14 protein-coding genes are annotated in these 12,914 nt (G+C 73.2%); 4 read left to right on the forward strand and 10 right to left on the reverse strand.

The window, feature by feature from the left end; genetic code table 11:
• Positions 1–188 precede the first annotated feature (188 nt).
• The 8 genes from ACP7BI_RS08645 to ACP7BI_RS08680 all read right to left on the reverse strand — a co-directional run bounded on the left by ACP7BI_RS08645 (position 189) and on the right by ACP7BI_RS08680 (position 8,680).
• On the reverse strand, positions 189–1,361 hold the full coding sequence (locus ACP7BI_RS08645) for a zinc-dependent alcohol dehydrogenase (protein ID WP_425845133.1): 1,173 nt from the start codon (positions 1,359–1,361) through the stop codon (positions 189–191).
• A gap of 54 nt (positions 1,362–1,415) precedes the next feature.
• Positions 1,416–1,580: a hypothetical protein gene (locus ACP7BI_RS08650; RefSeq protein WP_425845135.1), complete on the reverse strand. Its 165-nt coding sequence runs from the start codon at positions 1,578–1,580 to the stop codon at positions 1,416–1,418.
• Complete coding sequence (locus ACP7BI_RS08655) at positions 1,577–3,055, reverse strand: MFS transporter (RefSeq protein ID WP_425845136.1); 1,479 nt, start codon at positions 3,053–3,055, stop codon at positions 1,577–1,579. The genes ACP7BI_RS08650 and ACP7BI_RS08655 overlap by 4 nt, the downstream gene beginning before the upstream one ends.
• A 97-nt stretch (positions 3,056–3,152) precedes the next feature.
• The gene (locus tag ACP7BI_RS08660; RefSeq protein WP_425845138.1) at positions 3,153–4,352 is read right to left on the reverse strand and encodes a M20 family metallopeptidase; all 1,200 of its coding nucleotides are present in this window, start codon (positions 4,350–4,352) and stop codon (positions 3,153–3,155) included.
• Positions 4,349–5,524 carry a M24 family metallopeptidase gene (locus ACP7BI_RS08665; RefSeq protein WP_425845140.1) on the reverse strand — a complete coding sequence of 392 codons (1,176 nt, stop codon included), beginning with the start codon at positions 5,522–5,524 and terminating at the stop codon, positions 4,349–4,351. Before ACP7BI_RS08665 ends, ACP7BI_RS08660 begins: the two co-directional genes overlap by 4 nt.
• A 48-nt stretch (positions 5,525–5,572) precedes the next feature.
• A complete protein-coding gene (locus ACP7BI_RS08670) occupies positions 5,573–6,154 on the reverse strand; it encodes a protein-L-isoaspartate O-methyltransferase family protein (protein ID WP_425845143.1) in 582 nt (193 codons plus the stop codon).
• A gap of 199 nt (positions 6,155–6,353) precedes the next feature.
• Positions 6,354–7,103, reverse strand: coding sequence for a DUF3159 domain-containing protein (locus tag ACP7BI_RS08675; protein ID WP_425845146.1), 750 nt, complete (start codon positions 7,101–7,103; stop codon positions 6,354–6,356).
• A 197-nt stretch (positions 7,104–7,300) separates the two neighbouring features.
• On the reverse strand, positions 7,301–8,680 hold the full coding sequence (locus ACP7BI_RS08680) for a glucose-6-phosphate dehydrogenase (protein ID WP_425845149.1): 1,380 nt from the start codon (positions 8,678–8,680) through the stop codon (positions 7,301–7,303).
• Between the two features lie 75 nt (positions 8,681–8,755).
• Here ACP7BI_RS08680 and ACP7BI_RS08685 point away from each other — a divergent pair, with 75 nt between their 5' ends.
• Positions 8,756–9,232, forward strand: a complete 477-nt coding sequence (locus tag ACP7BI_RS08685; RefSeq protein WP_425845150.1) for a hypothetical protein — start codon at positions 8,756–8,758, stop codon at positions 9,230–9,232.
• Between the two features lie 18 nt (positions 9,233–9,250).
• Here ACP7BI_RS08685 and ACP7BI_RS08690 read toward each other — a convergent pair whose 3' ends face one another.
• Positions 9,251–9,505, reverse strand: coding sequence for a hypothetical protein (locus ACP7BI_RS08690; RefSeq protein ID WP_425845152.1), 255 nt, complete (start codon positions 9,503–9,505; stop codon positions 9,251–9,253).
• 262 nt (positions 9,506–9,767) lie between these two features.
• Here ACP7BI_RS08690 and ACP7BI_RS08695 point away from each other — a divergent pair, with 262 nt between their 5' ends.
• The 3 genes from ACP7BI_RS08695 to ACP7BI_RS08705 all read left to right on the forward strand — a co-directional run bounded on the left by ACP7BI_RS08695 (position 9,768) and on the right by ACP7BI_RS08705 (position 11,879).
• Entirely contained in the window at positions 9,768–10,340 is a 573-nt protein-coding gene (locus ACP7BI_RS08695) for an HhH-GPD-type base excision DNA repair protein (RefSeq protein WP_425845154.1), read from the forward strand.
• Positions 10,341–10,412: 72 nt separating this feature from the next.
• Positions 10,413–11,339, forward strand: coding sequence for a hypothetical protein (locus ACP7BI_RS08700; protein ID WP_425845156.1), 927 nt, complete (start codon positions 10,413–10,415; stop codon positions 11,337–11,339).
• 297 nt (positions 11,340–11,636) lie between these two features.
• Positions 11,637–11,879: a hypothetical protein gene (locus tag ACP7BI_RS08705; protein ID WP_425845159.1), complete on the forward strand. Its 243-nt coding sequence runs from the start codon at positions 11,637–11,639 to the stop codon at positions 11,877–11,879.
• A 13-nt stretch (positions 11,880–11,892) separates the two neighbouring features.
• On the opposite strand, the gene ACP7BI_RS08710 is transcribed toward ACP7BI_RS08705, so the two are convergent.
• Complete coding sequence (locus tag ACP7BI_RS08710; protein ID WP_425845162.1) at positions 11,893–12,894, reverse strand: pirin family protein; 1,002 nt, start codon at positions 12,892–12,894, stop codon at positions 11,893–11,895.
• Positions 12,895–12,914 lie beyond the last annotated feature (20 nt).

Below are 12,914 nucleotides of genomic sequence, written 5' to 3' on the forward strand. Positions count from 1 at the left end.
TGGTCGAGTAGCGCCCGGACCACCACCGTTGGTCGAGCAGCGCCCGGACCACGACCGTTGGTCGAGTAGCGCCCGGAGGGCGCGTATCGAGACCGTCGCTCGGAGCAGGGGTCTCGATACGGCGGCCTGGCGGCCGCCTACTCGACCTTGCAGCCTCCGCGCTCAACGCGGCGGAGCCGCATTGAGCGCTACGGCTGCAACACGACCTTGATGCAGTCGTCCTCCTTCTTCTGGAAGATCTCGTAGTACTCCGGCGCCTGCTCGAGCGGCACGAGGTGCGTCGTGAGGTCGCCCGTGCCGAGCGGGTCGCTCGGGTCCTCGACGAGCGGCATGAGCTCGTCGCGCCACGACTGCACGTTGCACTGGCCCATCCGCAGCGTGATCTGCTTGTCGAACAGCGTCATCATCGGCATCGGGTCGGCCGAGCCGACGTACACGCCGCTGAGCGAGACCGTGCCGCCGCGGCGCACCGCGTCGAACGCCGTGTGCAGGGCCGAGAGCCGGTCGAGGCCCGCGTGCCGCATCATCGGCTTCGCGAGCAGGTCGGGGAGCGCGCCGACGAGCTGCTGCGCTGTCGCGGCGCCGGGCGCGCCGTGCGCCTCCATGCCGACGGCGTCGACGATCGCGTCGGGGCCGCGGCCGTCGGTGAGGTCCTTGAGCGCATCCGTCGCATCCGCCATGTCGAGCGTCTCGACGCCGTAGCGCTCGGCCATCGCGCGGCGCTCGGCGACCGGCTCGACCGCGATCACGCGGTGACCGAGGTGCCGGCCGATGCGCGCGACGAACTGGCCGACGGGACCGAGCCCCATGACGCCGAGCGTCTGGCCGGGCTCGAGGCCGGCGTAGGCGACGCCTTGCCACGCGGTGGGCAGGATGTCGCTCAGGAAGAGGTAGCGGTCGTCGGCGAGCTCGCCGCCGACCTTGGTCGCGTTGAAGTCGGCGTAGGGCACGCGCAGCCGCTCGGCCTGGCCGCCGGGCACCGAGCCGTAGAGCGACGTGTAGCCGTAGAGCGACGCGCCCGTGCCGGAGTGGCGGTTCTGCGTCGTCTCGCACTGCGTCGTGAGGCCCTTCTGGCACATGAAGCAGCGACCGCACGCGACGACGAAGGGGATCACGACGCGGTCGCCGACCTGCAGGTTCGACACCGCCGAGCCGACCTCCTCGACGATGCCCATCGGCTCGTGGCCCAGGATGTCGCCCTTCTTGAGGAACGGCGCGAAGAGCTCGTAGAGGTGGAGGTCGGAGCCGCAGATCGCGGTCGACGTGATGCGGATGACCGCGTCGGTCGGCTCCTGGATGACGGGGTCGGGGACCTCCTCGACCGAGACCTTGCGCTTGCCTTGCCAAGTGAGTGCTCGCATGCCCTCGACCGTATGCACCGGCGCCCCCGAGGAGGCTGGATTCGGAGCGAACGGTCAGCAGATCCCGAGCGGTTCAGCGGGTGCCGAGCTCGCCCGAGAGGCGGGCGTCGTCCAGCTGGTGACGACCCTCGTCGCGACGCGGATGCGCTCGGTCGCCTCGAGCAGCCGCTCGGCGATGCCGAGATCGGCGGCGGGGAGCCGCCACAGCCCGATGCTCACGAGATGCCGCCGCCCCCGGTGCGCGGCGGCAGCTTGCCGTCGACGAGCTCGTGCTCGGGGTCGTGCACCTTGCCGATGAGGTCCTCGCCGATCGCGATGCGGTCGATGTCGTCGTCGCCCGGCACGATGTCGCCGCGCAGGCTGCGGCCGGCCGTCTCGTTGAACGTGAGGATCGCGAGCAGGCCGATGATGCCCGCGGCCGTCATGTAGAAGCCGGGCACGAGCGTCGAGCCCGTCTCGCCGATGAGCCACTCGTTGATGAGGCCCGCCGGTCCGCCGAGCAGCGACGTCGCGACGTTGTAGCCGAGCGCGAAGCCCGCGTAGCGCACCGTGGTCGGGAAGAGCGCCGGCAGCGTCGCCGAGATGTTGCACAGCAGCATCACGAGGAAGAGCCCGAAGATCGCGAGCCCGAGCACCTGCAGCACGACGTTGCCCGTCTGCAGCAGCATGATCGCCGGGATCGAGAAGAGCGTGAAGCCGACCGCCGCGATGAGCAGCACCGGTCGCCGCCCGATCCGGTCGGTGAGCGCGCCCATCGGGATGATCACCGCCATCATCACGAGCTGCACCGCGACGAGCATGAGGCCGGCTTGCGTCGCCCCCATGTCGAGCGACGTCGTGAGGAACGTCGGCATGTAGGTGAGCACGAGGTAGAACGCCGTGTTGATGAGGATCGTGATGCCCATGATCTTCAGCAGCTGCTTCGGCTGCTTCGTGACGACGTCGCGCAGCGTCTCCCACGCGCTCGAGCGGGTGTCCTGCTCCTTCGCCTCGATGAACGTCTCCGAGTCGTGCAGGCGCGAGCGCATGAGGAGCGCGACGATGCCGAGCGGCAGCGTGAGCAGGAACGGCAGTCGCCACCAGCCCTCCGCCATGCCCTCGGGGCCGACGATGAGCTCGAGCCCCGTGACGAGGATCGCGGCCATCGAGAAGCCGAGCAGCGTGCCGAACTCGAGGAACGAGCCCCAGAAGCCGCGGCGGTCGTCGGGCGCGTGCTCGGCCATGTAGACGGCGGCGCCGGCGTACTCGCCGCCCGCGGAGAAGCCCTGGATGATGCGCAGCGTGAACAGCAGCACGGGGGCGAGCCAGCCGACCATGTCGAAGGTGGGCAGCACGCCGATCGCCGCGGTCGCGATCGAGATCATCAGGATGGTGAAGACGAGCACCTTCTGGCGCCCGATGCGGTCGCCGAGCGGCCCGAGCACGGCGCCGCCGATCGGCCGGATGAGGAACGAGACGGCGAAGCCGAAGAGCGTCCAGAGGATCGCCTCCTCAGAGCCGCCGAAGATCTGCTGCGACAGGTGCACGGCGAGGTAGCCGTAGATGCCGTAGTCGAACCACTCGATGGCGTTGCCCGCCATGGCGCCCAAGACCGACTTCCTGACGGTCTTGCGCTGCACGGGGGAGAGGTCGAGCTCCCGCGTGATGGGTGCGGGCTCGCGCGGGTGCCGCCGCGGTGCTGTCTGCTCGGTCATGGCCGTGTCCCTTCGGTCGGTGCAGGGGTGTCCTGGTGGTGCAGTGTCCTGGTCGTGCTCGGGGGTCGTGCTGGCTGTGCGTTCGGGGCGGATGCGTTCAGGGGTCGAGGGCGAGGAGCAGGCGGGCGTAGGCGCCCGCGGCTGCGGAGAGGTCGGCGATGCGCACGCGCTCGTCGGGCTGGTGGGCCTGGCCGGTGATGTCGCCCGGGCCGAGGATGATCGTGGGGCAGCCGTGGTGGCGCGCGATGTAGCCGCCCTCGCACGCGGCCGTCCACGCCTCGATGCGCGGCTCGCGGCCCTCTGCCGAGATCGCGTCCACGGCGGCGGTGACGAGCGGATGCGCGGGCTCGGTCTCGAAGCCCGGCATCTCCATCAGGAGCGTCGCGCTCGCCTCGCAGCCCTCGTGGCCGAGCACGCGGGCGATCCCCGCCTCGAGCTCGCCGAGCGCCTGCTCGCCCGTCTCGCCCGGCATGAGCCGCCGGTCGACGAGCAGCGTGCACCGATCGGGCACGATCGAGGTGCCGTGGCCCCCTTCGATGCGGCCGACGCTCCAGGTCGCCGAGCCCAGCAGGCCCGTCGCGCCCCGACGCATCCGCTCGTGGTCGTCGGCGATCCAGCCTGCGATGCGCGCGGCGGTCGTGATGGCGTTCGCGCCGTCCTCGGGCCGGCCCGCGTGGGCGGCGCGGCCGCGCACCTCGACCTCGAGGTTCGCGGCGCCGCGGCACGCGACGACGACCGCGAGGTCGGTCGGCTCGGCGACGATGCACGCGCGGTAGGGCGCGGGCGGGTCGTCGAGGTGCGCCAGGATGCCGGTCGCGAGGTCCTCCTCGTCGACGGTCACCAGCAGCTCGAGCGGCAGCTCGGGGCGCACGCGGTGCACGGCGGCCATCGCCTGCAGCGCGGCGGCGAGCCCGCCCTTCATGTCGGCGGCGCCGCGGCCGGTGAGCCAGCCGTCCTGCACGCGCGGGCTGAAGGGGTCGGCGCTCCAGCCCTCGCCTGCCGGCACGACGTCGGAGTGGCCGAGCAGCAGGATGCCGGGCCGCGCCTCGGCGGGGTCGGGGCCGAAGCGGACGGAGATGTTGGGCCTGCCGGGCGCGACGGTCGAGCGCCGGCTGCGGCCGCCGAGCCGGGAGGCGATCGTCTCGAGCACGCGCACGGCGTCGAGCTCGGTGCCGCCCGGGTTCTCGCTCGCGGCGAGGATGAGCGACGAGGTGTCGGCGACGATCGTCGCCTCGTCGACGAGCGCGATGGCCCGGTCGACGTCGGTGCGCTCGCCGTCGGCGTGCGGGGCCGTCACGCCGCCTCCACCACGATGAGCTCGCGCGGCGCGTCGGTGAGGAGCTCGGCGCCGCCCTCCCCGATCGCGACCGATTCGCTCAGCTCGCAGCCGTAGCCGTCCATCCACATGCCGGCGATGATGTGCAGGCACATGCCGGGCTCGATGACGGTGAGGTCGTCCTCGCGGATCGAGACGGTGCGCTCGCCCCAGTCGGGCGGGTAGCCGATGCCGATCGAGTAGCCGAGCCGGGAGGGCTTCTCGATCGCGTGCCGCGCGAGGTGCTCGCGCCAGATGCCGTGCACGTCGGCGACGACGCGGCCGGGCTGCAGGCCCCCGAGCACCGCCTCGAGCCCCTCGGCCGCGATGTCGGCGAGGCCCGCGAGGCGCGCGTCGGGCCGGCCGACCGCGACGGTGCGGGCGAGCGGCGCGTGGTAGCGGCGGTGGGCGCCCGCGAGCTCGATCGAGACGGCCTCACCGGCCTCGACCCGCCGCGCGCTGAAGGTGAGGTGCGGGGTGTCGGCCGACTCGCCGGTGGGCAGCATCGGCACGATCGCGGGGTAGTCGCCCTCGGCGCCGTCGACGCCGGTCGCCTGCGCGAACTGGATCGCGGCGGCGACGTCGTTGAGCCGCACGCCCGCGCCGAGCGCGTCGATGCCCGCGCGCATCGCGGCCGAGGCGATGCGGCCCGCGCTGCGCATGAGCTCGAGCTCGAAGGGGCTCTTCACGAGCCGCACCCAGTTCACGAGGTCGTGCGCGTCGACGAGCTGCCACTCCGGCAGCGCCCGCTCGAGCGCGTGGAACGAGCGCACGGTGAAGAAGTGCGCCTCGGCCTCGTAGCCGATGCGGCCGCGCTCGGCGAAGCCGTGCTCCCGCAGCCGCTCGGCGACCCAGTCGAAGGGGTGCGCGCCGCGCTGGTGCACGAGCGACTCGGGGTAGCCGAGGATCCGCTCGGGCGGCGTGCTCGCCGTGCGGTGCGCGCCGTCGGCGTCCATCTGCCGCATGATGAGCAGCGGCTCGCCCGTGAGCGGCACGAACAGCAGCTGGGGCATGTAGAACGACCAGGCGTCGTAGCCGGTCAGGTAGTGCAGGTTCGCGGGATCGGCGACCACGAGGCCGTCGAGGCCGGCGCGCTGCATGCGCGCGCGGGTGCGGGCGAGCCGCTCTGCGAGCTCCTCGGGTCTCGGCTGCATGCCAGCCACCCTAGTCAGGCTCTGCCTCGAGCTCGCCTCGCCTCGGCGTCACCCGATGAGCGGCACGAACGCGTATCGCCCGCCGTCCGTCCGCACGCGCGCCTGGCCGCCGACCGCATCCACGACCGTCATGACGCCGGCGACGGGCGCGACCATGCGGCCGCCCTCGGCGAGCTGCGCGACGAGCGCATCGGGCATGCGCCCGAAGTCGGCGGAGACGAGGATGCGGTCCCACGGTCCTTCATCGGGCAGACCCAGGATGCGCGGCGTCGCCTGCCGCACGCGCGCCGGGCTGCCGTGCGCGGCGAGGTTGGCGTTCGCGAGCTCGACGAGCGCGGGCACGAGCTCGACGCCGACCGTCTCGGCGCCGAGCTCGGCGAGGATCGCCGTCGTCCAGCCGGAGCCGGCGCCGACGTCGAGCACGCGCTGGCCGGGTCCCGCGTCGAGCAGCTCGAGCATGCGGGCGACGGTCGAGGGCTGCGAGTTCGTCGCCTCCCAGCCGATCCCGATGGGGCGGTCGACGGGCGCGAGGTGGCGGACGCTCGCGGGGAGGAACGCGGCCCGGTCGGCCGCGAGCATGGCCGCTCGCACCCGCTCGCGCACCGCATCCGTCACCGGGATCTCGCGCATGGCCCGAACGCTACTCCGCGATCGGCGCGAGCGACACGGGCCCTCGAGCATGAGGAAGCGGTGCGGACTGGCGCTCGGCGCTTGCTCTACTCGCGAGTACTGGTGAAGGCGCCTGGTCTGTCCGCACCGCTTGCTTGCCGAGACTGTACGCCGAGGCCGCAGCGGGCGCAACGGTGCGGCGCGAGCCTGGGGAGAGCGGTCAGTCGCCGGGGCGTGGGAGCGGCTTGCGGATGCCCGGGTGCGACTTCGGGATCGAGGCGAAGAGCACCCACCCCGAGATCGCGATGCAAGCGATGATGAGCGGGTAGGTGAGAGCCGCGCGCATGATCGCGAGCCACGTGGTCTCGTCGAGCCACCACAGCACGCTGAAGACGACGACGCGGATGACGTACTGCAGCACCCAGATCCACGACGCTCGGCGGTAGGCGCGCAGCAGCACCGGGTCGTGCCGCCAGCGGGTCTTCGTGCCGATGAGGGCGCCGACGATGAGGCCGAGGAACGGCCAGCCGATGACGATCGAGACGATCCACGCGAGGGCGCTCGCGGCGTTCGAGAGCAGCTGGATGAGGAAGAAGTTGCGCGCCTCGCCCGTGTAGTACGCGATCATCGCCGCGATCACGGTCATGAGCATGCCGATGGCGACTGCCTTGGGCCGCCGGCGCTGCACGAGCGCGGGGGCGAGCGTGACGGCGCTCGCGATGAGCGACCAGACGACGGCCGTGAGCAGCTCGCCGCCGCTCGCGAGCCAAGCGATGAGGAAGGCGATGGGCGGCACGCTGCCCTCGATCGCCGCCTGGCTGCCGCCGAGCACGCGCGCGAGCGATTCTTCGCGCGTCGGGTCGCCGTCGGCGTCGAAGCGGTCGTCGAGCGCGGGCGGCGGCACGAGCTCGGCCGCGGCGTCCTCGTCCGGGGTCGGCACGGCGCCGGTGCGGGGCGCGTCCACGGTCACGCCGCGAGCGCGAGGCGCGCGGAGGAGGCGGTGGAGCGAGGCATGCCTCCAGGGTATTGCCGCTGCGGCCGACTCCTCCAGGGCGGGCGCGACCGGGTCAGTTCCGCCCGAGCGGGGCAGGCGCGCCAGCCCCGCTCGGGCGGCACTGCCCCTCTCGAGGGACGCGCACGCGTTCAGCGTGCGCCCGTTTGGCGTCTTCAGTAACGGCTCGTCGCCCAGCCGCGAGGACCTCGGGAGCCGGCCTCGTACTCCTCGAGGGGCACCGCATCCGCCCGCCACGCCTCGAGCACGGGCTCGACGATGCGCCAGCACTCCTCCGCGGCGTCGCCGCGCACCGCGAGCCGCGGGTCGGCGTCGAGGATGGCGCCGAGCACCTCGCCGTAGGGCAGGAGCTGCCCGCCGCCGAGCTCGCCGCGCAGCACGGTCTGCTCGAGCGTGAACGGCTCGCCCTTGCCGTTCGTCGTGAGGTGGAGCTCGAAGCCGTCGGGCTTGAAGTCGATGACGAAGCGGTCGGCGGTGTCGTGCCCGCGGAAGCCGTCCGGCACGTGGGCGGGCGGCCGCCAGTGCACGATCGCGCGCTTGCGCACGCCGCCGAGCGACTTGCCCGAGCGCAGCACGAACGGCACGCCCGCCCACCGAGCGTTGGCGATCTCGACCTGGATCTCGGCGAGCGTCTCGGTGCCGCGCGCCGGATCGACGCCGGGCTCGCGGGTGTAGTCGGGCACCGGTCGGCCCTCGACGCTGCCCGCCGTGTAGCGCGCGCGGCGCGAGTGGCCGACCGGGTCGACGACGCGCGCGGCGCGCAGCACGGTCGAGACGGCGTCGCGCAGGTCGCGCTCGCCGACGGTCGCGACCGGCTCCATCGCGATGAGCGCCATGATCTGCAGCAGGTGCGACTGGATCATGTCGCGCAGCGCCCCGTTGCGGTCGTAGTAGCCGGCGCGGTCCTCGAGCGTGACCGTCTCGTCGTAGAGGACCTCGACGCGCTCGATGCTGCCGCGATCCCACGACGCCTGCAGCAGCCGGTTCGTGAAGCGCAGGCCGAGGAGGTTGAGCACCGTGTGCAGGCCGAGGAAGTGGTCGATGCGGAAGACCCGCTGCTCGGGGACGATGCGCGTGACGAGCTCGTTGAGCTCCCGCGCGCTGCCCAGGCTGTCGCCGAAGGGCTTCTCGATCGCGAGGATCGTGCCGCTCGGCACGCCGACGCGCTCGAGCGTCTCGCAGACGAGCCTCGTCACCTGCGGGGGCAGCGCGAAGTAGATGACGAGCCGTTCGCAGTCGAGCGACGCGATGAGGGCTCGGAGGGCATCGCCGTCAGTCGCGTCGGCGGCGACGTAGCGAGAGTGCTCGAGCACCGCGGCAGCCGCTGCGGGGCTCACCTCGGCGGCGTCGAGTGCCGTCTGCACGCGCCCGCGCCAATCCGCCGCGTCGAGCTCGCGGACGTCGGCGCCGACGACGCGCAGCCGCCGATCGGGCTCAGCTCGCAGCAGCGTGGCGATGCCCGGCAGCAGCAGCCTCGCCGTGAGGTCGCCGGAGGCGCCGAGGATGAGCAGGGTCGTGGTCGGCTGCGGGGCCATGCCCCGATCCTGGCACCCGCGGGCGAGCGGAGGCTGGACGGCGTCGGCAGGACGGGCGCGGCGTACCGTGGAGACATGCTCGCCCGCGCTGCCCGACTTGTGCTCCCCGCCGTCTGGCTGGGCCTCATCGTCGGCATCTCACTCATCGAGGCCCCGCTCAAGTTTCAGGCGCCGGGCATCACGGTGCCGCTCGGTCTCGGCATCGGCCGACTCGTCTTCGCGGCGATGAACGTCGCGGAGGCGGCGCTCGCGGTGCTGCTCGTGATCGCGGCCTTCGCGTCGCGCGCGCCGCGAGCCGAGCGCATCCTCTCGCTCGTCCTCACCGCCGTGCTCGCGGTGAAGGCGCTCGCGATCCGGCCGATGATGCACGCGACGACCGACGCCGTGATCGCGGAGGAGAGCGAGGGCGGATCGGGGCTGCACTACCTCTACATCGCCGCTGACGGGCTGCTCATCGTGGGCCTCGTCGCGCTGCTGTGGCTCGCTGTGCGCAGCCTGCTCGGCCGCGCTGTCGCCGCGGGTGCGGGGTCTGAGCGCTCGCGCGGCAGCTGATCGCCGCGCGAAGCGGCGTCACCAGATGACGCCGCCGCCGATCGAGATGCCGCCGTAGGTCAGGAGCACGAAGACGATCGCCACGACCGCCGGCGCGATGCCGCGGCCGCCCGCGTGCCGCGACTTGAACAGGCCGATGACCGCGAGGATCGCCGCGATCGCCGCGAGGCCGCCGCCGAGGATGAGCCCGACGAAGAGCGGGATGGGCATGAGGACGAGGCCGAGCAGGCCGATCCACAGTGCCCACCAGGACCACGGGTTGCTGCGCTTCATGCCTCCATCCTCCCAGTCGGGGATGCGAGCGCCCTGAGCCGGGCCACGAGGGGAACGTCCAACCTGAAGATGCGATCAAGTAATGGAAACACTGTTGCGAAACGGCGTCGCGACGGCTTTGCTGTCCTCAGGCGCACGAATCGCTCCCCGAGCAGGGCGGGCGCCGGCGATCACCGCGTCCCCGCCTGTCGTGACCAGGCGGGGGCGCGGCTCGTCGTTGCAGGGCAAGCATCGCACCTGGTTGCCATGCCAGGCTGGAGCCATGACCCGCGACCTCCACATCACCGGCGACGAAGCGGCCGACCGCCTCCTGTCGGATGACGACTTCGCGCTCCTCGTGGGCATGCTGCTCGACCAGCAGGTGCCGATGGAGACGGCGTTCGCCGGGCCGGCGAAGCTGCGCGATCGCCTCGGCGTGCTCGACGCGGCGTCGATCGCGCGCATGGACCCCGAGGAGTTCCAGGCGGCCTTCGCCGAGAAGCCCGCGGTGCACCGGTTCCCCGGCTCGATGGCGAAGCGCGTGCAGCAGCTGGCCGCCGTCGTCGCCGACGAGTGGGGCGGCGACGCGGGCGCGATCTGGCGGCGGGGCGAGCCCGACGGCCCCGAGGTGCTGCGGCGGCTGCAGTCGCTGCCGGGCTTCGGCGACCAGAAGGCGCGCATCTTCCTCGCGCTGCTCGGCAAGCGCGCCGGCTTCGACGGCCCCGGGTGGGTGGATGCGTCGGCCCCCTACGGCGAGGAGGACGCGAAGCGCTCGGTGGCCGACATCGTCGATGCGGCGTCGCTCGCCGAGGTGCGGGCGACGAAGCAGGCGGCGAAGCGCGCCGCGAAGGCCTAGCGCCTCCGATCGACCTGGCGGCGGTGCCCGGCAGCGGGTGCATGCCGCCCTCGCCGCGGCTAGCGTGAGCGCATGAGCGCCGTCTCGCGAGCCATGGCCGCCGTCACCCCGCGGCCGACGCCGCGCGAGCCAGCCGAGCGCGATGTGCTGCAGCGCGAGCGGGCGCGGAGCGCGCACGGCTGGCTCGCGGCCGCCGTCGTCGGCGCCCACTACGCCGCGATGAGCGCTGCAGGAGTGCTCGCGGCGAGCTGGAGCGGGAGCGCGCTGTCATGGGCGGCAGCCGCGTCGGCGCTCGTGCTCTGCGTCGTCGCGGGCATGCTCGTGATCGGCGTCGGCCAGCTCGTGCTGCTCGTGCGCGCGGCGCCGCGGCGCTGGGCTGCCGCATCGACGCCGGTCGTGCTCGTCGCGCTCGGTCTGCTGACCGCTCCGCTCGCGCCCTTCCTCGCCGTCGTCGGTGCACCGCTCCACCTCGTGCTGCCGCTCGTGGTCGCGGCGCACGGCATCGGGCTGCTGCTGCTCGACCCGAGCATGCGCGCCGGTGCCCCTCGGCCCGTGCAGGGCGTCGTGCTCGGGCTCGGTGCGGCGGTCAGCGTGCTCGTGGTTGGCCTCCTCGACGCGCTCGTCCTGCTGCCCATGACCCTCGCTCCCGGTGTGCCCCTCGACGCGCTGTGGTCGGGCATGGCAGCGGTCGGTGAGGCGGGCGGATGGGTCGTCCCGGTGCTGTGGGCAGGCGCGTGGGCGGTCGCCCTCCTCGTGCTCGGGCTGGGGCTGCTGCGCGCGCGTCGCGGCGACCGGGGCTCGCTCGGGCTGCTGCTGGGCGCGGCGGCGCTCGCGGTCGGCGGGCTGCCGGTCGCGGAGTTCTCCATCGGGATGGGCGTCGCCGACACGTTCGGCACGCGCGGAGGCATGTCGCTGGCCTCCCCGGCCATCGCGCTCGTCGCGACGGCGCTCGTCGCCGCGTCTGCCGCGCTGCTCATCGGCGCGCGGCGCTCCGAGTGAGGCTCGCGCGGCACAGCGCGAGCGGAGACCTTGCTCCGGTCCACGCGCGGGTCTACCCTCGCCCCGTGCCGGAGGTCGACATCCGTCCAGCGACGCCCGATCGCTTCCCTCACGCCCAACGGGTGCTGAGCGGCGGGGGCGATGGGCGATCGTGCCAGTGCCAGTGGTGGACGATCACGAACGCCGAGTTCCAGCGCTCGAGCACGGAGGAGCGCCGAGAGCAGGACGAAGCGGCTCGCGTCGACGACCGAGGAGCCGTGGGACGACGGCTCGGTGTGGGCGGTGTCGTGCTTCGTGGTGCGCACCGAGCACCGCGGAGAGGGGCTCGCCGGGCGCCTGATCGCGGCCGCGATCGACTTCGCCGCCTCGCACGGCGCTCGAGTGCTCGAGGGGTACCCGGTCGATCCGAGTGAGGGGAGGAAGAAGGCCTCCAACGAGCTCTACCGCGGCGTCGTCTCGACGTTCGAGCGCGCCGGCTTCCAGGAGGTGGCGCGGCCCGCGCCTGACCGCGCGGTCGTCGCGCTCGAGCTCAGCGCCTGACCCGGGGTCAGGTTCAGCCGCGCCGCTTCGCGCGCCCGCGGGGCAGCAGCTCGACCGACGGCAGCCGCGGGCTCGGCAGCGGCGGCGATGCGTCGTCGACGACCGAGCCGAAGCGCGGCCGGGCGTCCGCGCTCGACTCGCGCTCGCGCATCCACTGCTCCCTCGCCGCCGCGACCTCGTCGTGGTCGGTGCCGATGAAGTTCCAGAACATCACCACCTCCTCCTCGAACGGCTCGCCGCCGAGGAGGATCGCGATCGCGTCGCGCTCGGCCGAGACGATGAGCGCCTCGCGCCCGGTTGCCGCGTAGGCCATCGCGCCGCGGGGGATCGGCACGTCGTCGACGCTCACGCCGTCGGTGAGGGCGAGCACGCCGTGCTCGAAGCCCTCGCGCAGCTCGAGCGCCGCCTCGGTGCCGGCGAGCAGCCGCAGCTCGACGCCCAGCAGCGGCGAGTACGCGCCGACGCCGCTCGAGGCGCCCGCGAGCTCGCCGACGAAGACGCTCGCCGTCACGCCGCCGTCGAGCTCGACCGTCGGCACGGCGTCGAGCCCGTCGAACCACGGCTCGCGCCCTCGCTCGTGGTGCGGCAGCACCGTCCACAGCTGCACGCCGTGCAGCACGTCGGTGTCGGCGCTCGAGTACTCGCTGTGCGAGATGCCGCGGCCCGCGGTCATGATGTTGAGCCCGCCGGGGTGCACGGTGTGGGCGAAGCCGGCCGAGTCGCGGTGCTCGATCGCGCCATCGACGAGCCAGCTCCAGGTCTGGAGGCCCGTGTGCGGATGCGGTGGCACGTCCATGCCCGGACCCCCGCGCAGCGACGTCGGCCCGAAGGCGTCGGCGAAGCACCACGCGCCGACGAAGTGCCGGTGCTTGTTGGGCAGCACGCGCTGCACCGGCATCGCGCGCGGACCGCCGAGCGGCACCTCGCGAGGCAGCAGCAGCTCGAGCCCGGCCGCGCGCGCCTCCTCGACGCACGCGTCGGCGTTCTCGAGCAGCAGTGCCTCGTCGTTGCTCATGCGACCACGCTACGCGGCGC

Source organism: Agrococcus sp. TSP3-2-1, assembly GCF_049897585.1.
Taxonomy (GTDB): Bacteria; Actinomycetota; Actinomycetes; order Actinomycetales; family Microbacteriaceae; genus Agrococcus.

What these genes read in the sequence shown, in the direction of transcription:
- ACP7BI_RS08645 (WP_425845133.1), bottom strand. Translation starts at nt 1,361, where the DNA reads ATGCGAGCACTCACTTGGCAAGGCAAGCGCAAGGTCTCGGTCGAGGAG.
- ACP7BI_RS08655 (WP_425845136.1), bottom strand. Translation starts at nt 3,055, where the DNA reads ATGACCGAGCAGACAGCACCGCGGCGGCACCCGCGCGAGCCCGCACCC.
- ACP7BI_RS08665 (WP_425845140.1), bottom strand. Translation starts at nt 5,524, where the DNA reads ATGCAGCCGAGACCCGAGGAGCTCGCAGAGCGGCTCGCCCGCACCCGC.
- ACP7BI_RS08670 (WP_425845143.1), bottom strand. Translation starts at nt 6,154, where the DNA reads ATGCGCGAGATCCCGGTGACGGATGCGGTGCGCGAGCGGGTGCGAGCG.
- ACP7BI_RS08680 (WP_425845149.1), bottom strand. Translation starts at nt 8,680, where the DNA reads ATGGCCCCGCAGCCGACCACGACCCTGCTCATCCTCGGCGCCTCCGGC.
- ACP7BI_RS08685 (WP_425845150.1), top strand. Translation starts at nt 8,756, where the DNA reads ATGCTCGCCCGCGCTGCCCGACTTGTGCTCCCCGCCGTCTGGCTGGGC.
- ACP7BI_RS08690 (WP_425845152.1), bottom strand. Translation starts at nt 9,505, where the DNA reads ATGAAGCGCAGCAACCCGTGGTCCTGGTGGGCACTGTGGATCGGCCTG.
- ACP7BI_RS08695 (WP_425845154.1), top strand. Translation starts at nt 9,768, where the DNA reads ATGACCCGCGACCTCCACATCACCGGCGACGAAGCGGCCGACCGCCTC.
- ACP7BI_RS08700 (WP_425845156.1), top strand. Translation starts at nt 10,413, where the DNA reads ATGAGCGCCGTCTCGCGAGCCATGGCCGCCGTCACCCCGCGGCCGACG.
- ACP7BI_RS08710 (WP_425845162.1), bottom strand. Translation starts at nt 12,894, where the DNA reads ATGAGCAACGACGAGGCACTGCTGCTCGAGAACGCCGACGCGTGCGTC.